Origin of the sequence: Streptomyces sp. NPDC004126 (assembly GCF_050275515.1) — a bacterium.
Taxonomy (GTDB): domain Bacteria; phylum Actinomycetota; class Actinomycetes; order Streptomycetales; family Streptomycetaceae; genus Streptomyces.
Map to the genome: position 1 here is coordinate 1 of NZ_JBNNPF010000011.1, position 19,961 is coordinate 19,961.

Sequence of the window (19,961 nt, forward strand, 5' to 3'; positions counted from 1 at the left end):
AGAGACATCGACCACCTCCTCGGCCTCACCGGCACCACGATCCCGCACCCCAGAAATCGGCAGATACACGGCTGAGACAGGTGAAAACGACCTCTAAGACGTCGTTTCCTATGGCCTGATCATTGGTTGAGTCGTGCATGACGGATCTGGTTGAGCGTCTGGTGCCGGACGAGTTATGGGTGGTGTTCCGGCGGGTGGTAGCGCCGACAGAAGTGATACGTCCGCAGGGCGGTGGCCGATGTCGAGCAGGCGATCGAGAGTCGCTGGCCGCGATCATCTTCGGGGGCGACATCGGGCTGCACCTGGCGGCAGCTGCCGCCGGTGTTCGGCCCGAGCTGGCAGACGGTCTATCGCCGGTTCGCTAAGTGGAGCCGGGACCGGGTCAGGGTCCGGCTCCACCGCCGCGATGAACGGAAGGCCGAGCATTTCCTCGCCTTCGTCGGCATAGCAGCGGCCCTCATCGGCTACCGCCGCTTGGCCAGCCTTCTCACGGCCTGAGCCCGTTCTGCTGCACGTCGAAGCAGACCAGGCCCATGGACTCCGCAACGGCCGCCGCGTAGGCCGACGCCTCTTCAGCCATGCTCCACCGCATGGGGAAGTAGATCAGCGGACCACTGGCTTCGCCGATCAACGGCCCGGTTGACCAGGGCGAGGTGTCCTCCTCGTCCTCGGTGATGTCGCACCACCGCTCAAGCAGCACGGCCACGTAGGCCGCGATGCGTTCGGATGGAGGCTCTTCCACGTCGCCGTCGATGTAGCGGTCGTACAGGTCGCTGAAGACCTGGCCTGCAGCCTTGTCATCCGCCGGCCTGTCGCCTTCCCAGACAGCGAGGTCGTAGCTCATGCCAGGAGGCTCTCACACTGCTCTGACAGCCATGAGAAACGACGTCCAAGCCGTCGTTTCTCATGGCGGGATGGTTCTTGAGCTGTGCACGGCGGATCTCATCGAGCGGTTGGCGCCCGACGAGTTGTGGGTCTTGTCCTCAGTGCGAGGTTCCAACGCTGCTGGTCCAGACAAGCAAAGGCGTGACCTCAGGCTCCGTCATGGCCTGCTCCGAGTGACTCTCCGCGTCGTTCAGGTCCGACCAGGCGACGACGCCGGGCATGCTGTCGGCCAGGAAGCCCTCGACGACCGGACCAAGACCGTCGGACATCACATAGGCGCTGTTGAACGGCAACTCGTCCGGAGGCACCGAGCCTGTCGAGCACCGGAGCTGCCCGGCCTGCCCGTCGTGCCACACATAGAAGGTCGCTGCTCCGGGAAAGCCCAGCTCGCGAATGCGTTCCCGGATGCCGGCAGCAGTCTGCTCGAAGGCGGCGACCACCTCGGCAGCGGACAACGGCCGCCCGCCTTCGGCCTCTGGACCCAGCGACCAGGTGTTGGTCTCCCACTCCACCCGCCGGTTACCCGGTTCCAATGCCAACGGCTCTTCGGCCACCTCGGCTATCCATGTCAACAGCACTGAAGCAGTATCCCCGCCTGGAGAGGCCCGGCAACCTCCAGGAGAAACGACGGCCCCGCGTTCACCGGACGGCGGGGGTCACTGGCTGAGGATGCCGCTCGTCCACTGGCCGGCGGCGCCCTGGATGAGGGGTTCGTCGCTCAGGAGCTGGGTGCCGATGCCGGCGGCGGGGGCGGTGCCGTTGTGGGAGCCGACGGTGTTGTCGCGGCCGACGTTGAAGACGTCTTCGCCGGCGATCTGTTGCAGGTCGCCGAAGACGATCGAGTACGTGTTGTCGATCGGCGCGTAAACGGTGAAGCCGTCGTCGGCGCAGGCGGCGGACGCGCCCGCGAGGAGGATGCCGCCGGTGGCGAGGGCGGTCAGGGCGCAGCGGATCGATCGCACGGGTTCTGCCTTTCGGGGAGGGCGGGGGAGCAGTGCGACGGTAGGCCGCCCCGCGCGGCAAGTGCCCGCACCGGGCGCCGCGGGGCCCGAGTCCATCCGTACGGCGCAGCCTCGGGTTCAGCGCGGCCAGTCGGGCGCGGGGTCCTCGTCGAGGAGGGGCCGGATCGCCCCGATGAGGGCGCCGACGCAGATGTCGCGGAGTTCGGCGCGGGTGCAGGTCTGGGTCTGCGGCGTCAGCCAGTCCACGCACAGCACCTGGACGAAGACCAGCCAGCTCTTGAGGACCCCCGACACGGCGGCCCGGCGGGTCGTGCCGTCGGCGAGCGGGAGGACGCCGAGGAGGCGTTCGCGCAGCGCGTCGAGTTCACCGGTGATGATCGTCTGGACGACCGGGTCGCCCGCGAGGACGCGGTTCGCGGCCAGGACGGTGTTGCGGTTCTCCGCGAAGTACGTGATGTGCGCGTCCAGGCCCTGGGTGAGCTGTTCCACCAGGGTGGCGGCGGGATCGAGCCGCGTCTCCGCGAGCAACTGGTCGGCGACCTGCGCGTAGAGGGCTGCGAAGAGGTCCCGCTTGCCCGGGAAGTGCTGGTAGAGCAGGGCGCGGGAGACCCCGGCGTGCTCGGCGACGTGCTCCATCAGCACGTCGTCGTAGGGCTGTGCGGCGAAGAGCCGCGCCGCGACGCCGAGGAGCTGGGTCCGGCGTTCGGCGGGGCTGAGCCGCTTGCGGGGAGCGGGAGGAGCGGGAGCCATTCCGACAGCTTACTTGACACGCGTCCAGTAGTGGCGGCTAGCCTGGTAGACACGCGTCCAGTAGGCGGAGAGGTGATCAGCCATGACCAAGGCCAGGATCCTGCGGGGGCTCGCACGGGCGATGGGGTACGCCTGCCTCGCGATCGGGCTCGCACACGTACTGCTCGGCAACCTGGCCGTCCCGGGCGCCGGTTCGGCCGGACCGACCATCGACAGCCTCGGCCGCTTCTTCGGGGCGGTCTTCGCCGGATACGGCCTGGCCTGGCTCTGGGCGGCCCGGCAGACACCCGTGCCCGCGCCGGCCGTCCGCGCGCTGGCCGGGGTGTTCCTGCTGGGCGCGATCGGCCGGCTGCTCTCCCTCGCGGTGGCCGGATGGCCGCACTGGTTCCAGGTGGCGCTGACGGTCCTCGAACTGGTGCTGGCACCGCTGTTGTTCTGGCTGGCCGACGCCGACGCCGACGCCGACGCAGCCGCGGACACCGAGGAGCGGCCGGCCCCGGCCCCCTGACGTCAGCCGGCTCCGGCCCCGGCTCCGGTCCCGGCCACGCCGCGGTTCGCGTGACCGGATCCCCTTGACCCGTATCGACCCGTAGCGCGGTCGAGGCCGCACCGCGAGCCGTTCCGTGCCCCGTCAGAACCAGTGCAGGCAGTGCGGGGAACGCCCGGTCCGGAACAGGGCGTCGGCGAGGGCGGCCGCGCCCGGGTGGTGGGCCCTGATGTGCCCGGCGCGCACGAGGGTGCTCGGGGCGGTGCCGCCGAGGTAGACCGAGGCCAGGTCGCTCACGTCCAGCGACAGGTCGGGCTCCCGGTCCGTCGGGACGCACTCGGCCTTGCCGTCCCGGACGGTCAGCAGGTGGCGGCCGTGCTCGCCGAGGAACCGGTCCTCGACGTCGAGGACGATCTCGCCGTCCGCGAACCAGCCGCGCGCGGCCAGCGCCCCCGGGACGTCCAGCAGCCGCACCCAGAGCCAGTCGCCGGCGCCCGTCACCTCGCCGCCCCGGAAGTCCTCGAACTGCCAGCGCAGCGGATGGTCGGTCGGCACGTGCTTGAAGGAGACCTGGCTGACGAGGTCGTGCTCCAGCAGGAACCGGGCCAGGGCCGTGTGGACGGCGTCGTCGGCGGTGATGATCTCGTCGACCTTCATCGTCCTGGAGGCTCCGGGCTCGATCGTGTAGCTCGCGTACCCGTCCGGGACGCCGTCGGCGTCCCGGTGGACGGCGACGTACCGCGGCGCGGGCGCGATCGGGGGCTGTCCCGCGCGCAGGGACCACCAGCGGTGCGGGCGGGACAGCGCGCCGGGCTGCGAGCGGCGGTACCGGTCGTAGACCTCCTCCAGGACCTCGCCGCAGTCGCTGCTCCGCACCACCTCGATCGAGCCGCTCGCCCCGCCCGTGACCGGCCGGCCGTTCTCCCCGCGCATGCGGGGAACGGCGAGTGCCGCCCGGTGGCGCGGCACCGTCAGCCCTGCCGTGTACGTCGCCGGGCCGTAGCCGAACCTGCGGTAGATCAGGGCCTCGGAGGCCAGCAGCACGGAGAGGAACTCCCCGCGGGCGCGCAGCTCGGCGAGCTGATGCCGCATCAGCGCACTGAGCGCGCCCCGGCGCCGGTGGGACGGCAGGACGCCGACGGCGGTCACCCCGGAGACGGGTACGAGCACCTCACCGGGCAGGGTGAGCTCGAAGGAGTACGCCCCGGCGGTGCCGACGCGCTTCCCGTCCGCCGCGACGGCGAACAGGCACCGGTCCATTTCGAGCGCCGACCACCACTGCCCGCCACCGTCGACCGGGGGTTCCGGGTGGAACCCGAACGCGGCCAGCATGGTGCTGACGAAGTCGTCGAAGTCCTGGTCGGTCGTATGACGGATCTCCACCTGCACCGCTGCCTTCCCCTGGTGACCACACCGCCGCTCGCGGTGCCCCGCCACAGTGCAGCGCCGGCCCGTGGCCGGGTCAACCGAATTACCGCCCGGCCGGCGAGCGGACGGCGGAAAGACGGCAGAAAGACGGCAGAAAGCAGAAATGCGAAAGGCAGGGAGAGCTCTCCCTGCCACTACCAAGCTATAGCGCACTGGGGGGCTTGCCGCAAGACCCCTCCTCCGGCGCAGAATCGTCGGCCGAAGCAACGAATGACGAGGATCGTGAGGATCCTGAGGATCGTGAGGAATGGGGCCGACGAAGTGACAGTGCTGCCGTTGTCGACGTTCGTGCGGGACCTCCGAGAGGGCGACGCCGCGCAGGTCGCCGTCCTCGGCGGCAAGGCCGCGCACCTGGGCGAGCTGTCGCGGATCGAGGGCGTCCGCGTCCCGGTGGGCTTCTGCGTGACGACGGACGCGTTCCGGCGGGTCCTGGCGGAAGCACCGGCCGCCCTGGAAGACGGGATCGACCGGCTGCGGCGCGTGCGCCCGGGCGACCGGGAAGCCATCCGCACGCTCAGTGCGGAGGTCCGCCGGGCCATCGAAGCGATCCCCGTCCCGGACGGTGTCGCGGCGCGGATCACCGACGCGCTCGCCCGGTTCGGCGAGGAGGCCGCCTACGCCGTGCGGTCCAGCGCCACGGCGGAGGACATGCCGTCCGCCTCCTTCGCGGGCCAGCAGGACACGTACCTCGACGTCGTGGGACCGGCGGCCGTCCTGCGGCACATCAGCCGCTGCTGGGCCTCGCTGTTCACCGAGCGGGCCGTGACGTACCGCCAGAGCAACGGCATCGACCACCGTACGGTCCACATGGCCGTCGTCGTACAGCGGATGGTCTTTCCGCAGGCGGCCGGTGTCCTGTTCACGGCCGACCCCCTCACGGGCGACCGGAAGGCCGCCACCGTGGAGGCGGTCCCCGGTCTCGGCGAGGCGCTGGTGTCCGGCCTGGTGAACCCGGACGTCTTCAAGGTGCGGCACGGCGAGGTCGTGGCCAAGGAGACCGACGCGCAGCGGCGGGAGCAGCCGACGCTGACGGACGCGCAGGCCGTGTCGCTCGTCCGTCTCGGGCGGCGGATCGAAGCGCACTTCGGGCGGCCGCAGGACATCGAATGGTGCCTGGCCGACGGCGACTTCCACATCGTTCAGAGCAGGCCGATCACGACGCTCTTCCCCGTCCCCGTCCCCGTCCCCGTCCCCGTCCCCGTCTCCGATCTCGATGCCGATGCCGGCGGCGACGGGAACCGCGTCTACGTCTCCGTCGGGCACCAGCAGATGATGACCGACCCCATGAAGCCCCTGGGCCTGTCGGTGTGGCAGCTGACGGCCATGGCGCCGATGCAAGAAGCGGGCGGCCGGCTGTTCGTCGACGTCACCGGGCGCCTGGCCTCGCCCGCGAGCCGCGTCGGACTCCTGGACCTGATCGGGCGCGGCGATCCGCTGGTCAGGGACGCACTGGAGACCGTCATCGCCCGTGACGGCTTCCTCCCGTCGCCACCCGAGCCCCCCGCCGCGGCTCCCGCCGGCCCGCCGGCCGACCGTGCGCCGACCCCGCTCGAAACCGATCCGGCCGTCGTCACCGAGCTGGTCGAGCGCAGCCGGCGGTCCCTCGCCGGCCTGGAGCGGGACGTCCGGACGAAGACCGGACCGGAGTTGTTCGACTTCCTGTCGGAGGCCTTCCAGGAGCACAAGCGGCTTCTCGGCGATCCGCAGATCCTTCAGGCCGTCATGGCCGGGATGGAGGCCACCTGGTGGCTCAACGACAACCTGCGGGCGTGGCTGGGCGAGAAGAACGCGGCCGACACGCTCACGCTGTCAGCCCCCGGCAACGTCACGTCGGAGATGGGACTGGCGCTGCTCGACGTCGCGGACGTGATCCGGCCGTGGCCGGAGGTGGTGGCGTTCCTACAGGGCGTCGCAGGCATGCAGGGCGTCGAGGGCGTGGAGGGCGTAGCGGACGGTGAGGAAGCCGAGGGCGGCGGCTTCCTCGACGGGCTGGCGAAGCTCCCGGGCGGCTCCGAGGCACGCGCAGCCATCGAGGACTACCTCGGCCGGTACGGCATGCGCTGCGCCGGCGAGATCGACATCACGCGACCGCGTTGGCGCGAGCGCCCCGCCACGCTCGTCCCCGCCATCCTCGACAACGTCAGGAACTTCCGGCCGGGCGCCGCCGAACGGCGCTTCGAGCAGGGCCTGCGGAGGGCGCGGGAGAAGGAGCGGGAGGTGCTGTCGCGGTTGCGGGCACTGCCGGACGGGGAGCGGAAGGCCGACGAGACCAAGCGGATGATCGACCGGGTCAGAACCTTCATCGGGTACCGGGAGTACCCGAAGTACGACATCGTCAGCCGCTCCTTCGTCTACAAGCAGGCCCTGCTGGAGGAGGCCGAGCGGCTCGTGCGGGCGGGCGTGCTCGCCGAGCGGGAGGACGCGTTCCACCTCACGTTCCAGGAGCTGCGCGAGGCCGCCGTACGTTCGCACCGGGTGGACGACCGGCTCATCCGGCGGCGCAAGGACGAGTTCCGGTCGTACCGGGCGCTCACACCGCCCCGCGTCCTGACCTCGGACGGCGAGGCCCTCGACGGGTCGTACCGGCGCGACGACGTACCGGCCGGCGCCCTCGTCGGCCTGCCCGTCTCCGCCGGGACCGTCGAGGGACGGGCCCGCGTCGTCCTCGACATGGCCGACGCCGACCTGGAGGCCGGCGACATCCTGGTCACGGTCTTCACGGACCCCAGCTGGTCGCCGCTGTTCGTCGGGATCACGGCCATGGTGACGGAGGTGGGCGGGCTCATGACCCACGGCGCGGTCATCGCCCGGGAGTACGGCCTGCCGGCTGTCGTGGGCGTCGCCCGGGCCACCCGGCTGATCCGGGACGGGCAGCGGATCCGCGTGCACGGGACCGACGGCTACGTCGAGCTCCTGGACTGACAGGCGGCCCGGTCGAAAGTCGCTCCGCGGATGCCGTGACCTTTCGGAGAGGGAATCGTTTCTCCTGTTGTCGCACGGCATGCACACCGCTCCCCCGCGGTACCGCGACGCAGGGCCCGGGAAGCCGCCCCCCGACTTCCCGGGCCCGACCGGCCACCGCCGGCCACCGCCGGGCCCTCCGCCACCACCCCGAACCAGGGTGACGGCCGCGCCCACGCCGCGGGCACGGGCACAATCCGGGGGTGTCTTCCTCCATCCCGCCCGCGGAGAGCGCCTTCGTGGGCCGCAGCACCGAGCTGGCACTGCTGCGGCCCCGCCTGGCGGAACCCGGACTCCTCACCCTCACCGGACCGGGCGGAGTGGGCAAGACCCGGCTCGCGGCGCACCTCGCCGCAACGCTTTCGGGTGAACCAGGACCCCCGGAGGCCGAAGCTGAGGCTGAGGCTGAGGTCGAGGTCGAGGCCGAGGCCGAGGCGCCCGGCAGCGGACCGGTCGCCTGGGCGCACGTGTGGCAGCTGCGCGACAGCCGGCTGCTGGCGGCCGCCGTCGCCGACGCGACGGGCCTGTCCGACCACACCCCCCGGCTGCCCGCCCGCGCCCTGGCCGAGTGGATCGGTGCCCGCCGCCTGCTCCTCGTCCTCGATTCCTGCGAGCACCTCGTCCCGGCCTGCCGCGAGCTGGTCCGCGAACTGCTGGCCGCCTGCGCCGGGCTGACGGTCCTGGCGACCAGCCGCGAGCCGCTCGGCGTGCCGGGGGAGTCCGTGCACGAGGTGGGCCCCCTGCCAGCCGACACCGAGGCGCTGGAGCTGTTCCTCGACCGCGCGGCCGCGGCGGGCGCCCCGCTCGGCCGGCCCGCCGAACGGGCCGCCGCTGCCACGGTGTGCCGCCTGCTGGAGGGCGTACCGCTCGCTCTGGAACTCGCCGCGGCGCAGCTGCCCCGGCAGCCGGTGGCGGCCCTGGCCGCCCGGCTCCGGGCCCGGCTCGACCTCACCACCGGCCCGGACGGGCACGACGGGCCCGTCCCCCGGCCGCGGTCGAGCCCTCCCCGGCTGCGTGCCCTGCGCACCACCATCGGGTGGAGCCATGAACTGTGCACCCCGCCCGAACGGCTCCTGTGGGCCCGGATGTCGGTCTTCCGGGCGGAGACCGGTGCCGCGGTGCTGCGCGCGGTGTGCGGCGGCGGCCCGCTGGAGGCGGCGGAGCTCGACGCGGCGCTGGAGGGGCTGCGGCGCAAGTCCGTGGTGAGCGTCACCGCGGACGGCCGGTACCGCATGCTGGACACCGTCCGGGAGTACGGGGCGATGTGGCTGGACGAGCTCGGCGAACGCGAGAAGGTGGCCCGCCGGCACGCCCACTACCACCTCGGGCTGGTCCGCGAGGCGGACCGCACCTGGTTCGGGCCCGGCCAGCTCGTCGCCTACCGCACGCTGGGGCAGGGCCATCCGGACATCGCCGCGGCGCTGGGCCACCTCAAGGACTCGGATCCCGGCGCGGCCCTCGAACTCGCCGCGCTGGCCGGGTTCTTCTGGGCCTGCTGCGGCCGCCTGCACGAAGCCGGGCACCACCTGGCCGAGCTCGTCGCGCACACCCGGGCGCCGGCGGCGGTCCAGGCCCGGGCCTTCTGGGCCCTGGGGGTGGTACGGGCCCTCCAGGGCGACTACGCGGCCGCCTCCGACCTCGCCCACCACAGCCGCACCTGCGCCGAACTGTCCGGGGAGGAGGACCGCCTCCTGGACGCCGCCTACCTCCGAGGAGTGGTACTGCTCCTCCAGGGGAACCCCGAGGAGGCCGGCGCCCACTGCGCCCGGGCGCTGGAGCGGCCGGACGGCTCCCCCGCCCGGCGGGCGCGCTGCCGCCTGGTGGGCGTGTTCGCGCTGACCGCGTCGGGGAGGCTCGACGAGGCCGGCCGGGCGGCGGAGCTGCTGCGGGCCGAATGCGAACGCCGGGGCGAGTACTGGACCAGGGCCTACGCCGACCACCAGCTGGCGCTGTCCGCCCTGCTGAGCGGGCGCCCGGCGGAGGCCACCGCCTGCGCCCGCCGCATGATCGCCGGCAAACACGCCCTCGGCGACGCCTTCGGAGTGGCCCTCGGCCTGGACCTCCTAGCCGCGGGCCTCGCCGCACAGGGCCGCGCGGACGAGGCCGCCACCGTGAACGGGACCGCCTTCGCGTGCTGGAGGACGGTGGGACACCCCCAGCGCGGCACCCCCGAGCTGGCCCCCCTGCGCGAACGCGCCGAGCGCACCGCCCGCGCACGGATCGGGGACCGGGGATACGAGCGCGCCTTCCGGGCGGGCGCACACGGCCCCCCGGCCGCCGCGGTCCGCCTGATCCTGGCGGCAGGCCCCTGACCGGACCGCACGGCCACCACGGACGGAGGCCCGGGCCTGCCACGGCCACCACCCCGGGCCGGCACGGCGTTCGCCCTCGATCCGGCGGGGGCCATGCCCTGGGGGCACCTCCCGGGGTAGCGGTGGGACGGTCCGCCGAACGGTGTCAGGGGCGGCTGCTACCGTCCGGTCATGACACGCCCCGACCGCGTACTCACCGTCCTGCGCGGCAACGCCGACCTGGTGAGGCTGGCCGCAGGATCCTTCGATTTCGATCTCGACCGCGCCGAGCACGGGGAAGAGGTCCGTCTGGCGAGCGGGGCGCCGCTGAGGGCCGTGGCGGGCGACGACACCGGCGGGACGTACTTCGTGTGTGCCGACGGATCCGTGCTGTACGCGAGCTCCGAGGGCGAAGCGGGCCTCATCGGGGCCGACCTGGACGAGGCCCTGGAGATCCTCTTCGGCCTGCCGGGCTGGCACGACCACACCGACCTCGACCCCGCGGCCGACGGCGATGAGCTGGAGGCGGTGTTCGACCGGACCGAGGACGGGATCCGGGACGCCTACGGCCCCGGGCTGGAGGTCGACCGCGACACGCTGCTCAGCGGGCTGGGTCTGCGCCGGCTCCCCAGGCGCGAGCTGCTGCGCAGGCTCCAGGAGTCCCTGCTGCGGACCGAGCCGGAGTTCCTGCTGCTGAACGCGGAGGAAGGCTGCGCGTACGCCTTGCCGGACCGTCTTCCGCGGCCACCGCTCTGGCAGACGGTCCTGGCTCCCGGCCGAGACGATCTGGCCCGGATGCGGGCGGACCACGACCACCACCGGGAAGCGATCGCGAACGACCCCGTGCGGCGGGCCACCGTCCTGCGCGCGGCCCAGTACGACCGGCAGCCCGGGGACCTGCAGCTCCTGCGCATGCTCCTGCGGCACGAAGTCCACTGCGGCCCCACCGAGGAGCTCCGCCTCGCCGCGGTCCTGGTCGGCCTGCACGGCCGGCCGGAGGACCACGCGTGGCTGCGGTCCCTGCGGGAGTCCGAGCCCGACGTCCGCTTCCTGCTCGGCGGTTTCCCGGACTCCACACCGGCCCTCGCCCAGTGGGCGGCCGAGTTCGACGAGTCGAACTACGGCCAGGACCCCGACGAAGAACACGAGCTCACCTGGACGGCACTGGCCCGCCGCCAGGGGCGGACCGAGCTGGCCCGCGCCGCGCTCATCCGCATCCTCGACGGCACGGGCCCGCGCGACGAGGCCCTGCTCGGATGCCTGGTCGGCGAGTTCAAAGCCGTCGGAGACCTCGGGCAGGCGATCCGGGCGCGCCGTCTGCACGCGTCCCTGCAGGACGACGCCGACAGGCGCGGCATGGCCCTCGTCGACCTGGCCTCGCTGCAACGCCGCCACGGCGAGGCGGAGGCGGCCCGGCAGTCCCTTGAGCGGGCGGTCACGGTACTCGACGGTCCGCCGCCGCCGTCGCCGCTGCCGCCGGCCGACCGGCCGGAGCTCGCTCCCGGTCCCGGTCCCGGTCTGCCGGAACCGTCCTGCCGGACCTCCACGTGGCGGGAACTCGGCCTGGGGGTGAGAGTCACCGAGGAGTACCTCCTCATCGCGCAGGCCGCCGCGCCGCTCGGTCTGCACGAGACGGCCGGGGCGGCACTGCGGTCGGGCAAGGCCATGCTCGACGCCCTGGCCCACCCCACCGAGAACCTGCGCCAGGCCGCGCAGGCCGCAGAGGCCGCGCAGACGCTCGCAGCACCCCGCCCCGCCTGAGAAGCCGTCAATCCGAGACGGTCCGTGCAGGGGCAGCGGCGAACAGCAGCGCGGCGAACGCGAGGGGGGCGACCGTCTGGTAGCGCATCCAGACTTCGCCGCCGGCCCCGCTGCCCCGCCACGCCATCACCAGCCCGGCCAGGGCCGCCAGCACCCAGCCGCCGTCGTAGGCGACCATGAGCCGCGTGTACGTACGCACCGACCGGCTGCGCACGTATCCGATCCCGACGCCGCCGCCGACCAGCAGGGCCACGCCCGAGACGACCATCAGCCAGGCCGGCGTGCCGAGCAGCCGGCCGAGCGGGGCGGCGCCCGCGATGCAGACGACGCCGAGCAGCACCTTGAAGGCGCCATCGGCGATGGCCCCCACCTTCTGGCGGGGCATCCGCCGTGCGACGACGACCTGAGTCATGAACGTTCCCCCTCGAAGCCCATCCCGACTTGGTTCCATAATGAGATTACGGCAATAATCAAATTATGAGAATGACGAGAGCGGAAGCCAAGGAACGCAACCGCCGTGCCCTGCTGGACGCCGCGTTCGAGGTCGTGTCCCGGGACGGGTACCGGGCGAGGCTCGAAGAGATCGCCGAACGCGCCGACCTGACCACCGGCGCCGTCTACTCGCTGTTCGGGAGCAAGAACGGTCTGGTGGTGGCCCTCGTCGCCGACCACCTGCGGCCCTACTACGAGGAGATCGAGCAGGCCGTTCCCGCTGGACTCGATCTGCTGGAAGCGGTCGACGCCTTCGCCCGGCACTACCGGCGCGGTTGCGACGCCCCGGACGCGCTGGCCCGCATGTCGCTCCAGATCACCCTGCTGGACATGGCCCTGCACGACCCGGAGCTGGGGAGCCGGCTCGCCACGTCCATCCGGTCGCAGGAGGAGCATCTGGTCGCGCTGTTCGCCGGAAGGCCGCACGGCGGGCGCACCGTGACGCCGCATCAGGCGCAACGCCTGACCACCGCGCTCAGGGCGCTCTTCGTCGGCCTCAGCCAGGGCGTCACCCTCGGCCTCGCCCCCGGCGCCGACGAGCAGTACTTCGCCGCCGCCGCGCGCGCCCTGGCGTCCGGCATGTCCGAGGATCCGGGGGAGCCGACACCCTGAGCCGTCTCCGCGCGGTCAGTCCCTGATGAAGAACACGACGAAGCCCGCGACGACCCCGGCCGCCACGCCGAGCAGGGCGTACCGGGCCCGCGACTCGCGCAGCACCGGAAGGACGTGGTCGACGGAGAAGCGGCCCGGCCCGGTCAGGGTGAGCGCGACCACGGAGGCGAACAGCACCGTCTCCAGCTCGACGCCCTTGGGAGGGAAGTACGCGCTCAGGCCCCGGACGTCGAGGATGTTGACGAAGACGCCGATGAGGGCCGCACCCGCGAGCGGGGTGAGCAGGCCGAGGGCGAGGCCGAGGCCGCCCAGGGTCTCGGAGAGACCGGACACGACGGCCATGACCTCCCCGGCCGGGTAGCCGTTCATCGTGAAGCCCTTGCCGGTCGCGCCGAGGCCCGGCCCTCCGAACCAGCCGAAGAGCTTCATCGTCCCGTGGCCGGCCATGCTGAGCCCGACCACGAGCCGGAGCAGGAGCAGGCCGATGTCGTGCACGGGGGTGGGGGTCAGCGTGGCCGGGGCCGCCCCGAAGAGCGTGCGGTTTCCGCGTTCATGCACCATCAGCGTCCGTTCGTCCGTTCGTCCGTCGCCTGTGAGCGACGGCCACCCTAGGACGCGCGTCCGGAATCTCCACCCCGCAACGGCGACGGGCCCGGCCTGCGCCCCGTTCGGCGGCAGCACTCGCCCTCACCCGGGCGCATGCGGGCTCCGTCCGGCGGAGCCCTCGCGCACCTCCCGCGCCAGATCCAGCAGCTTCTCCACCGGCCACTGGTCGTCGACGTGCTCCCCGTGCCCGGCGGCCAGGATCCGCCCGTCCGGCCCGATCAGGAAGTCCGCCGGGAGGCCGTAGCGCCCGCCGTCCGGGAAGAACGACGGCGCCTTCGCCCGGCCGCGCACCAACTCGACGGTGCCGTGGGCGAGTGCCCGCACCACCGGCCCCCAGGCGCGGGGGCTGAGCAGGGACTGGTAGGACGACTCGACGCCGTAGTCGGCGTACAGCCGCTTGCCGGGGTCCGCGACGACGGCGAACGGGAAGTCCGCGACGTGCTCGCGCAGTTCCGCGGCGGTCGAGTGGAAGACGACGACCTCCCGGATCCCGGCCGCCTCGATCTCGGCGTGCCGGCGCACGACGGAGCGCAGGTGCAGGTGGCAGACGGGACAGCCCGCGAACCGGCGGAACTGGAGGTGGATCAGCCGGTCGGGTCCCGCACCCGGGTCGGGGACGGCGACGGGCGCGCCGTCCCCGACCGCGGTCAGGGTGCGGGAGGGGACTGCGGAACCTACGGAGAGCTTCATCGGAGCTGGACCCCCTGGTTAGGCGTATGCCGTACACCAACCAGCGTAGGCGTATGGCGTACGCTGTCAATCACCATGCCCCGACCCCGCTCGCTCACCCCGGCCCGGCTGGCCGCCGCGGCCCTCGCCGTCATCGACCGCGACGGACTCACCGGGCTGTCGATGCGCGCCGTCGCCGTCGAACTCGGCATCAGCACGATGGCCCTGTACCGCTACGTCCAGGACCGCGAGGAACTCGAAGCCCTCGTCGTGGAACTGGTCCTCAGCGCGGTGGACTCCACCCCGCCGGCCCCCGGCCGCCCGTGGCGGGACCGGGTCACCGAGCTCGTGGCCCGCCTCCGCGGCGCGGTGGCCGCGCATCCGGCCGTCCTGCCGCTGGTCCTCACCCACCGCCACCGCTCGTCGAGCGTGACGGGCTGGGGCGAAACGCTGCTGGGGGTGCTCGCCGAGGCCGGCATCGGCCCCGAGCAGCGGATCATCGCCCTGCGGGCCCTCCTCGCCTACGTGATCGGCGCCGTCCAGCAGGAACACCTCGGCGCCCTCTCCGGCGCGGGCACGGCAGCCATCGCCGAACTCCCGCCGACCCGCTTCCCACACCTGACCGAGGCCGCCCGCAAAGCCCCGGCCCTCACCCCGGCCCGGGAGTTCGACGGCGGCCTGACCCTCCTCCTGCGCGGCCTGGACCCGGCCTAGCGGCAGCGCCGCTCTCCGGGTCGCCTTTGACCCGCCGCAGTACTACTGGCGGTCAGGTCAGGCGGAAGACCGGGCCCTGTGGGGTGAAGGGGAGGCCGGCGCCCTGGGGGATCAGGTAGGCGTGTTCGCGGCGGATGCGCAGGGTGTCGCACCAGCCGTCGGTGATCACCAGGAGCGGTGCCGCCGGCGGGAAGTCCTCGGCGCGCTGGAGCAGGTCGATGCCCGGCTGGAGCACCGTGCCGCCCCGCCCGCGGATGCGGACCCGGCCCGCGATCTCGGCCGGCGGGACGTAGCCCGCGTCGTACGGGGCCGCGTCGCAGAAGACGACCCGTGCCGCCGGTACGTCGCGCGCCTCGGCGTACGAGGCGATCGCGCCCAGTGCCTTGCCGAGCAGGGCGGCGTTCATCGACCCGGAGGTGTCGAGCACCACGCCGAAGGTGCAGCGGGCGGTCTCCTCGGGCGGGAAGTACCGGCCCGCGCGCGGGATGTCCGGGGTCGAGGCCTGGCGGCGCGCCGGGCGCGCGTACGACCGTACGGCCTCAGGCCTCGGCACGTACTCGTCGAACCAGCGGGCGAGCCGGGCGTCCCAGGGCACCGGCGGGTGGGACAGGGCCCGGATCTCCTGGACGAGCCCGGCCGGCAGCAGGCCGCGCCCGCCGCGGACGTGCAGGTCGAAGCCCTGGACGAGGCCGCGCCGGTAGAACTCGTCGAGATCCGCGTACGCAGGCCGCCCCGCGCCGTGCGCGAGGGGTTCGCCCAGGATGTCCCCGGCGCCCTTGCCGCGCAGGGTGGCGAGGCGCCGCATCCGGCGCAGGTCGGCGGCGATCCGGTCGTACACCTCCTCGACGGAGAGCCCGCGCAGCGCCGGGTCGTGCAGCAGCCCCTCCGGCATGCTGCCGATCCGCATCTCCACCAGCCAGTCGTTGACGACGTAGTCCGCGGCGACGTTGTGCAGGTACGGGTCGCGGCCGCCGCGGCGCTCACCGTGGCGCAGGGCGGCGTGCAGCATCTCGTGGGCCAGGATGAACCGCCACTCCTCGTCCTCGAAGGTGCGCAGCGGGTTGACGTAGATCTCGCCGGCGGTGGCGCTGACGGCGGCGACGGAGATGTCCTGGGCGCGGGCCAGTTCGGCGTCGGCGACGACGGTCAGCCCGGCGGCGATCCCGCCGAGCAGCGGGTACGAGGACACGAACCAGTTCAGCGCCCGGTCCCAGGGGTGCTGGGCGACGCGTTCGCCGGTGGTCCGGTCGCGGCGGCCGCCGGCCACGTCCATGGCGGCGGAGACGCTGCGGGTCAGGGCCGCGGCGAAGGCGGTCTGCCAGTCGGGGACGGCGGCGCCGCCCCAGGCCCGCCAGGTGGTCAGGACCTGGTCGGGGCCGCGGCCCGCCGTGCCGCAGTGCTCGTAGGCGGGCGGGATGCCGTCGCGGCGCCAGCGGGCGGCGAGTTCGTCCTCGTCGCCGCCGGGGTACTCGCCGGGCAGGTGGTCGGGGGCGCGGCCGACGGGGAAGGTCAGCAGGAAGCGGTTGACGACCGCGCAGCGGGCGGCGAGGTCGAAGGGGTCCGGCTGGGTGCGGTTCTCGACGGCGGCGGCCGGGACGTGGCCGAAGCCGAGGTGGAGCAGGGCGTGGGCGACGGCCCAGGCCCACTCGCGGGGTTCGGCCCGCCGGGTGGGGTGGACGTGGACGACGCCGTTGGAGGTGACGGCGGCCAGGCCCCCGTCCGGGGATTCCGGGCAGCCGGTCTCGCGGCAGATCTTGCCGCTGAGGGCGCCGAGGGCCGGGTTCTGCTTGACCAGCACCATGCCCTCGGCGAAGGCCTGTGCGGCCGGATCGGGCTTGGCGGCGGCCTTCGCCCGGGCCTTGCCGCTCCGGCTCACCGGCGGGCCTCGACCAGGCGGGGCATGTCGCGGGCGGCCTCGATCAGGAACCAGCCGGGCAGCACGGGCTGGCCGTCGGCGTCGTCGGCGATGACGGTCTGGGCCACCTCGACGGAGATCTCGGCGAGTTGGACGAGGAGCGACTTGAAGCGGTGGGTGTGCTGGCGCAGCGCGGGCGAGACGTGCTCCTTCTGCGCCGGGAGGTCCTTGAGCAGGCGGCCCCGGAAGGCTTCCGCGAGGTAGTAGAGCAGGTCGCGGTCCTGGAGCCGGGTGGGCCAGGAGGCGTCGCCCTTCAGGATGGCCTCGATGCCGAAGGTGTGACGGACGATCTTGGCGTAGCCGCAGAAGGAGACGGCGTGCGCGGGGGTGAGGGTGCCGTGTGCGACGACCTTGAGGGTCTGCTCGTCGAGGTCGTCGCCGAAGGAGTGCAGGGCGTCGGAGAGCATGTGCCAGGAGCGCGGGGTGGAGAAGGGCTCCTCCGTCTTGGGCGGCTGCGACCAGAGGTGGTCGGGGCGGTCGGTGAGGTAGTCGGTGACCCACGGGTGGACCCCGTGCTCGCCGGCCCACACCAGCCAGTCCTGTGCGGACGCCTGGAGGTGGACGTGGGTGAGCCGGTTGACCAGGGCGGAGGCGATGGGCCGTGCGAGGGCGTTGTCCGTGGCGCGGTTGCCCGCGCCGATGACGATGGAGCCGGCGGGCAGTTCGTAGGAGCCGATCCGGCGGTCGAGGATCAGCGAGTAGAAGGCCTTCTGGACGTCCGGGCCGGCGGCGTTGAGTTCGTCGAGGAAGAGGCAGTACGGCTCGTCGCGGGCGATGGCCTCGGGCGGGCAGAAGACCGACCGGCCGTCGCGGATCTGGGGCACGCCGATCAGGTCCTCGGGGGCGAGCTGGGTGCCGAGGAGGCTGACGCATTCCAGGCCCAGGGAGTCGGCGAACTTCCTCACGAGCGAGGACTTCCCGATGCCGGGCGCCCCCCAGAGGAACACGGGCCGCACGGTGGCGAGGCCGAGCAGCAGTTCGGGGATCTGGGCGGGGGTGACGGTGACGGCAGCCTGCACGCGCGGGAACGTCCTTCGGGGGGTGGGCCGGTGTGTGGTGCGGCCGGTGTGTGGTGCGGCCAGTGTGGTCACACCGGGCCCCGCCGGGCATCCGGTTTTCCCGCGGACGGTGCGCAGGCGCCGGGCGGGCCCGTCTCAGCCGGCGGCGGTCGGCGCGCCCGGCAGCGCGCCCGGCAGCGTGCCCGCCGGCCCGACCGCCGGCCCGACCGCCGGCCCGACCGCAGGCCCGACCGAATGCCCGCCCGCCAGCGTGCCCGCCAGCCGGCCCAGTGCCGCCTTGATCCGGTCGGGCGTCACCCCCCGCGCGCGCTGCTGGAGGAAGACTTCCGGTGCCAGGGGCGCGAGCAGGCCGTCCACGAGGGCTTCCGGGTCCGGGGTTCCGGCTTCGCGCAGCAGGACGAGGACGTGGGCGCGCCAGAAGCCGTAGGCCCCGACGGTGAAGCGCTTCTCGCCGGTCTCGGCGCCCAGCACCAGGTGGCCGTGGGTGTCGAGCAGGTCGACCATGGCGGCGTAGAACGCGGTGAGCCGCTCCGGCGGCGGCGCGCCGGGGCCCAGCGGGGGAGCGCCGTGCAGCAGCCCTTCCTGCAGGCGGCGTTCGTGCTCGTCGAGGAGGGCCGCCGCGATGGAGGTGACGTCCGGGTAGCGGCGGTAGAGCGTGCCCCGGCCGATGCCGGCGGCCCGGGCGATGTCCTCCATGGTGACCGCCCGCGCGTCCCCGGCGGCGAACAGCCCGGCGGCGGCGGAGAGCACCTTGGCCCGGTTGCGGGCGGCGTCCGCGCGTTCCCTCGTCTCCATGGTGCCCAGCCTACCGGAATAAGTGGACGGACTGTCCGGTTGAGCTTCTCGTCCGGTATAACTGGACGCCGTGTCCGGTTACTGTCTCCGTACCGAGGGGTCCCGTCATGACCACGCTGCTGCACCTCGACGCCAGCGCCCGCCGCCGTTCCTTCAGCCGGGAGGCCGGCGACGCCGTCGCCGCCGCCTGGCGCGCGTCCCACCCCGGTGGCACCCACGTCCACCGCGACCTGGCCCGGACCCCGGTCCCGCAGATCGGCGAGGCCTGGACCGAGCTGTGCGACCACGTCCTGGAGCACGGGATCACCGACCCCGCCCGCTACCGGGAAGCCGTACGCACTCCCGCGCAGGAGGCGGCCTGGGCGGTCGTCGAGCCGCTGCTGTCCGAACTCCTCGCCGCCGACGTCGTGCTGATCGCCACGCCGATGTACAACTACTCGGTCCCGGCCTCCCTGAAGGCCTGGATCGACCAGGTCACCTTCCCGCGCATGTCCCTGGCCGGACGGCGGTTCGTCGTGGCGTACGCCCGCGGCGGCGCGTACGGCCCGGGCACCCCGCGCCACCCCTACGACCACCAGGAGCGCTACCTGCGCGACTTCCTCGCCGGACACTTCGCGGTGCCGGAGCAGGACATGACGTTCCTCGGCACCGAACTGGTCAACTCCCTCACCGACCCCGCCCTCTCCGGCCGACGGGGGGCGCACGACGCGTCCCGGGCGGCCGCGCTGGAGGCGGCCCGCACGACAGGGGGGTCCCTGTGAACTGGCTGCTCCTCGTGGCGGCGGGCCTGGTGGAGGTCGCCTGGTCGCAGAGCATCAAGCCGACGGCCGGCTTCACCCGCCCGCTGCCCACGCTGCTCTGCTTCGCGCTCGCCGCCGTCGCGGTCTACCTGCTGTCCCTGGCGATGCAGGGCCTGCCGGTCGGCACGGCCTACGCCGTCTTCACCGGAATCGGCGCGGCCGGCGCCATCACCCTGGGCGTGGTGCTCCACGAGGACCCGGTCACCCCGGGCCGCCTCCTGGCCCTCGCCCTGATCATCGGCGGCGTGGCACTGTCCCACGCGACCGCCCAGCCGGGCTGAGACGCCCGCCACGAGGCGCACGAAGCCGGAGGCCGACGGTGCGCGGCCCCGGTCCCGGTCTCGCCCCAGGCCTGACGAGACCCGTCCGAGGAGGCCGCCCGGATCAGAACTCCGCACCGGACTCCGTATCGGACTCCGGATCAGACTCCGCGAGGAGCCTGGTAGGTGATGCCGACGTCCCCGGCGGAGGTCGCGGCGAGGGCCACGACCTTCCACACCGCGGCGGGAAGACCGGCCCTGGGGCCGTCGCAGTCGTCGTTCAGCAGGTCCACGACCAGGACCACGGACTTGCCGTCCGACGCCTTGGCCGAGAACTTGACCTTCTCCGCCATCCACGGCCGCTCGTCGACGGAGGCGAACTCCACCAGGGCGTGGTGCGCCGCGAAGTCACTGCCGTTCTGGGTGAGGGTGAGGGTGCCTTCCCGAAGATGGATTCCGACGTCGACCTGGGTGTCCTCCTGCACGAAGACGGGTTCGCCGATGGCGCTCAGATCCACGGTGGTCTCCAAAAGGTGGGAAGGGGAGTTCAGCTG

21 protein-coding genes are annotated in these 19,961 nt (G+C 73.2%); 9 read left to right on the forward strand and 12 right to left on the reverse strand.

The window, feature by feature from the left end; genetic code table 11:
- Positions 1 to 231 precede the first annotated feature (231 nt).
- Positions 232 to 498 carry a transposase gene (locus ACQKM2_RS12850; RefSeq protein WP_427709007.1) on the forward strand — a complete coding sequence of 89 codons (267 nt, stop codon included), beginning with the start codon at positions 232 to 234 and terminating at the stop codon, positions 496 to 498.
- Here the strand turns inward: ACQKM2_RS12850 and ACQKM2_RS12855 are convergent.
- The 4 genes from ACQKM2_RS12855 to ACQKM2_RS12870 all read right to left on the reverse strand — a co-directional run bounded on the left by ACQKM2_RS12855 (position 488) and on the right by ACQKM2_RS12870 (position 2,597).
- Positions 488 to 844, reverse strand: coding sequence for a hypothetical protein (locus ACQKM2_RS12855; protein ID WP_427709008.1), 357 nt, complete (start codon positions 842 to 844; stop codon positions 488 to 490). The genes ACQKM2_RS12850 and ACQKM2_RS12855 overlap by 11 nt on opposite strands.
- A 139-nt stretch (positions 845 to 983) precedes the next feature.
- A complete protein-coding gene (locus ACQKM2_RS12860; RefSeq protein WP_427709010.1) occupies positions 984 to 1,439 on the reverse strand; it encodes a hypothetical protein in 456 nt (151 codons plus the stop codon).
- Positions 1,440 to 1,541: 102 nt separating this feature from the next.
- Complete coding sequence (locus ACQKM2_RS12865) at positions 1,542 to 1,847, reverse strand: hypothetical protein (protein WP_427709012.1); 306 nt, start codon at positions 1,845 to 1,847, stop codon at positions 1,542 to 1,544.
- 117 nt (positions 1,848 to 1,964) lie between these two features.
- Entirely contained in the window at positions 1,965 to 2,597 is a 633-nt protein-coding gene (locus ACQKM2_RS12870; RefSeq protein ID WP_427709014.1) for a TetR/AcrR family transcriptional regulator, read from the reverse strand.
- Positions 2,598 to 2,679: 82 nt separating this feature from the next.
- Between ACQKM2_RS12870 and ACQKM2_RS12875 the strand changes: the two genes are divergently transcribed.
- A complete protein-coding gene (locus ACQKM2_RS12875; RefSeq protein WP_427709016.1) occupies positions 2,680 to 3,105 on the forward strand; it encodes a DUF4345 domain-containing protein in 426 nt (141 codons plus the stop codon).
- Positions 3,106 to 3,228: 123 nt separating this feature from the next.
- Here ACQKM2_RS12875 and ACQKM2_RS12880 read toward each other — a convergent pair whose 3' ends face one another.
- Positions 3,229 to 4,467: a GNAT family N-acetyltransferase gene (locus ACQKM2_RS12880; RefSeq protein WP_427709370.1), complete on the reverse strand. Its 1,239-nt coding sequence runs from the start codon at positions 4,465 to 4,467 to the stop codon at positions 3,229 to 3,231.
- Positions 4,468 to 4,788: 321 nt separating this feature from the next.
- Between ACQKM2_RS12880 and rph the strand changes: the two genes are divergently transcribed.
- The 3 genes from rph (at position 4,789) to ACQKM2_RS12895 (ending at position 11,525) form a co-directional block, all read left to right on the forward strand.
- Positions 4,789 to 7,434, forward strand: a complete 2,646-nt coding sequence (gene rph / locus ACQKM2_RS12885; protein ID WP_427709018.1) for a rifamycin-inactivating phosphotransferase — start codon at positions 4,789 to 4,791, stop codon at positions 7,432 to 7,434.
- A 242-nt stretch (positions 7,435 to 7,676) separates the two neighbouring features.
- Positions 7,677 to 9,785: an ATP-binding protein gene (locus tag ACQKM2_RS12890; protein ID WP_427709019.1), complete on the forward strand. Its 2,109-nt coding sequence runs from the start codon at positions 7,677 to 7,679 to the stop codon at positions 9,783 to 9,785.
- A 171-nt stretch (positions 9,786 to 9,956) separates the two neighbouring features.
- A complete protein-coding gene (locus ACQKM2_RS12895) occupies positions 9,957 to 11,525 on the forward strand; it encodes a hypothetical protein (protein ID WP_427709021.1) in 1,569 nt (522 codons plus the stop codon).
- 7 nt (positions 11,526 to 11,532) lie between these two features.
- On the opposite strand, the gene ACQKM2_RS12900 is transcribed toward ACQKM2_RS12895, so the two are convergent.
- Entirely contained in the window at positions 11,533 to 11,937 is a 405-nt protein-coding gene (locus ACQKM2_RS12900) for a hypothetical protein (protein WP_427709023.1), read from the reverse strand.
- A gap of 71 nt (positions 11,938 to 12,008) precedes the next feature.
- Here ACQKM2_RS12900 and ACQKM2_RS12905 point away from each other — a divergent pair, with 71 nt between their 5' ends.
- Complete coding sequence (locus tag ACQKM2_RS12905) at positions 12,009 to 12,629, forward strand: TetR/AcrR family transcriptional regulator (RefSeq protein ID WP_427709025.1); 621 nt, start codon at positions 12,009 to 12,011, stop codon at positions 12,627 to 12,629.
- Positions 12,630 to 12,644: 15 nt separating this feature from the next.
- Here the strand turns inward: ACQKM2_RS12905 and ACQKM2_RS12910 are convergent, their stop codons facing one another.
- Both ACQKM2_RS12910 and ACQKM2_RS12915 read right to left on the reverse strand, forming a co-directional pair.
- The gene (locus tag ACQKM2_RS12910; protein ID WP_427709027.1) at positions 12,645 to 13,190 is read right to left on the reverse strand and encodes a DoxX family protein; all 546 of its coding nucleotides are present in this window, start codon (positions 13,188 to 13,190) and stop codon (positions 12,645 to 12,647) included.
- A gap of 126 nt (positions 13,191 to 13,316) precedes the next feature.
- A complete protein-coding gene (locus tag ACQKM2_RS12915; RefSeq protein WP_427709029.1) occupies positions 13,317 to 13,925 on the reverse strand; it encodes a peroxiredoxin-like family protein in 609 nt (202 codons plus the stop codon).
- Between the two features lie 75 nt (positions 13,926 to 14,000).
- Here ACQKM2_RS12915 and ACQKM2_RS12920 point away from each other — a divergent pair, with 75 nt between their 5' ends.
- Positions 14,001 to 14,618 (forward strand): TetR/AcrR family transcriptional regulator C-terminal domain-containing protein, encoded by a 618-nt coding sequence (locus tag ACQKM2_RS12920; RefSeq protein WP_427709031.1) that lies wholly within the window; start codon positions 14,001 to 14,003, stop codon positions 14,616 to 14,618.
- 52 nt (positions 14,619 to 14,670) lie between these two features.
- Here the strand turns inward: ACQKM2_RS12920 and ACQKM2_RS12925 are convergent, their stop codons facing one another.
- The 3 genes from ACQKM2_RS12925 to ACQKM2_RS12935 form a co-directional block, all read right to left on the reverse strand.
- Complete coding sequence (locus tag ACQKM2_RS12925) at positions 14,671 to 16,494, reverse strand: vWA domain-containing protein (RefSeq protein WP_427709033.1); 1,824 nt, start codon at positions 16,492 to 16,494, stop codon at positions 14,671 to 14,673.
- Positions 16,491 to 17,552, reverse strand: coding sequence for an ATP-binding protein (locus ACQKM2_RS12930; RefSeq protein ID WP_427709035.1), 1,062 nt, complete (start codon positions 17,550 to 17,552; stop codon positions 16,491 to 16,493). Before ACQKM2_RS12930 ends, ACQKM2_RS12925 begins: the two co-directional genes overlap by 4 nt.
- A gap of 135 nt (positions 17,553 to 17,687) precedes the next feature.
- The gene (locus ACQKM2_RS12935; RefSeq protein WP_427709037.1) at positions 17,688 to 18,347 is read right to left on the reverse strand and encodes a TetR/AcrR family transcriptional regulator; all 660 of its coding nucleotides are present in this window, start codon (positions 18,345 to 18,347) and stop codon (positions 17,688 to 17,690) included.
- 107 nt (positions 18,348 to 18,454) lie between these two features.
- Between ACQKM2_RS12935 and ACQKM2_RS12940 the strand changes: the two genes are divergently transcribed.
- Positions 18,455 to 19,108, forward strand: coding sequence for an FMN-dependent NADH-azoreductase (locus ACQKM2_RS12940; RefSeq protein ID WP_427709039.1), 654 nt, complete (start codon positions 18,455 to 18,457; stop codon positions 19,106 to 19,108).
- Positions 19,105 to 19,428, forward strand: a complete 324-nt coding sequence (locus ACQKM2_RS12945) for a DMT family transporter (protein ID WP_427709041.1) — start codon at positions 19,105 to 19,107, stop codon at positions 19,426 to 19,428. The genes ACQKM2_RS12940 and ACQKM2_RS12945 overlap by 4 nt, the downstream gene beginning before the upstream one ends.
- Positions 19,429 to 19,568: 140 nt before the next feature.
- Here the strand turns inward: ACQKM2_RS12945 and ACQKM2_RS12950 are convergent, their stop codons facing one another.
- The gene (locus ACQKM2_RS12950) at positions 19,569 to 19,925 is read right to left on the reverse strand and encodes a hypothetical protein (RefSeq protein WP_427709043.1); all 357 of its coding nucleotides are present in this window, start codon (positions 19,923 to 19,925) and stop codon (positions 19,569 to 19,571) included.
- Positions 19,926 to 19,961: the final 36 nt, after the last annotated feature.

Coding starts and splice junctions, on each gene's coding strand:
- ACQKM2_RS12855 (WP_427709008.1), bottom strand. CDS start 844: ATGAGCTACGACCTCGCTGTCTGGGAAGGCGACAGGCCGGCGGATGAC.
- ACQKM2_RS12870 (WP_427709014.1), bottom strand. CDS start 2,597: ATGGCTCCCGCTCCTCCCGCTCCCCGCAAGCGGCTCAGCCCCGCCGAA.
- ACQKM2_RS12875 (WP_427709016.1), top strand. CDS start 2,680: ATGACCAAGGCCAGGATCCTGCGGGGGCTCGCACGGGCGATGGGGTAC.
- ACQKM2_RS12895 (WP_427709021.1), top strand. CDS start 9,957: ATGACACGCCCCGACCGCGTACTCACCGTCCTGCGCGGCAACGCCGAC.
- ACQKM2_RS12900 (WP_427709023.1), bottom strand. CDS start 11,937: ATGACTCAGGTCGTCGTCGCACGGCGGATGCCCCGCCAGAAGGTGGGG.
- ACQKM2_RS12905 (WP_427709025.1), top strand. CDS start 12,009: ATGACGAGAGCGGAAGCCAAGGAACGCAACCGCCGTGCCCTGCTGGAC.
- ACQKM2_RS12910 (WP_427709027.1), bottom strand. CDS start 13,190: ATGGTGCATGAACGCGGAAACCGCACGCTCTTCGGGGCGGCCCCGGCC.
- ACQKM2_RS12915 (WP_427709029.1), bottom strand. CDS start 13,925: ATGAAGCTCTCCGTAGGTTCCGCAGTCCCCTCCCGCACCCTGACCGCG.
- ACQKM2_RS12920 (WP_427709031.1), top strand. CDS start 14,001: ATGCCCCGACCCCGCTCGCTCACCCCGGCCCGGCTGGCCGCCGCGGCC.
- ACQKM2_RS12935 (WP_427709037.1), bottom strand. CDS start 18,347: ATGGAGACGAGGGAACGCGCGGACGCCGCCCGCAACCGGGCCAAGGTG.
- ACQKM2_RS12940 (WP_427709039.1), top strand. CDS start 18,455: ATGACCACGCTGCTGCACCTCGACGCCAGCGCCCGCCGCCGTTCCTTC.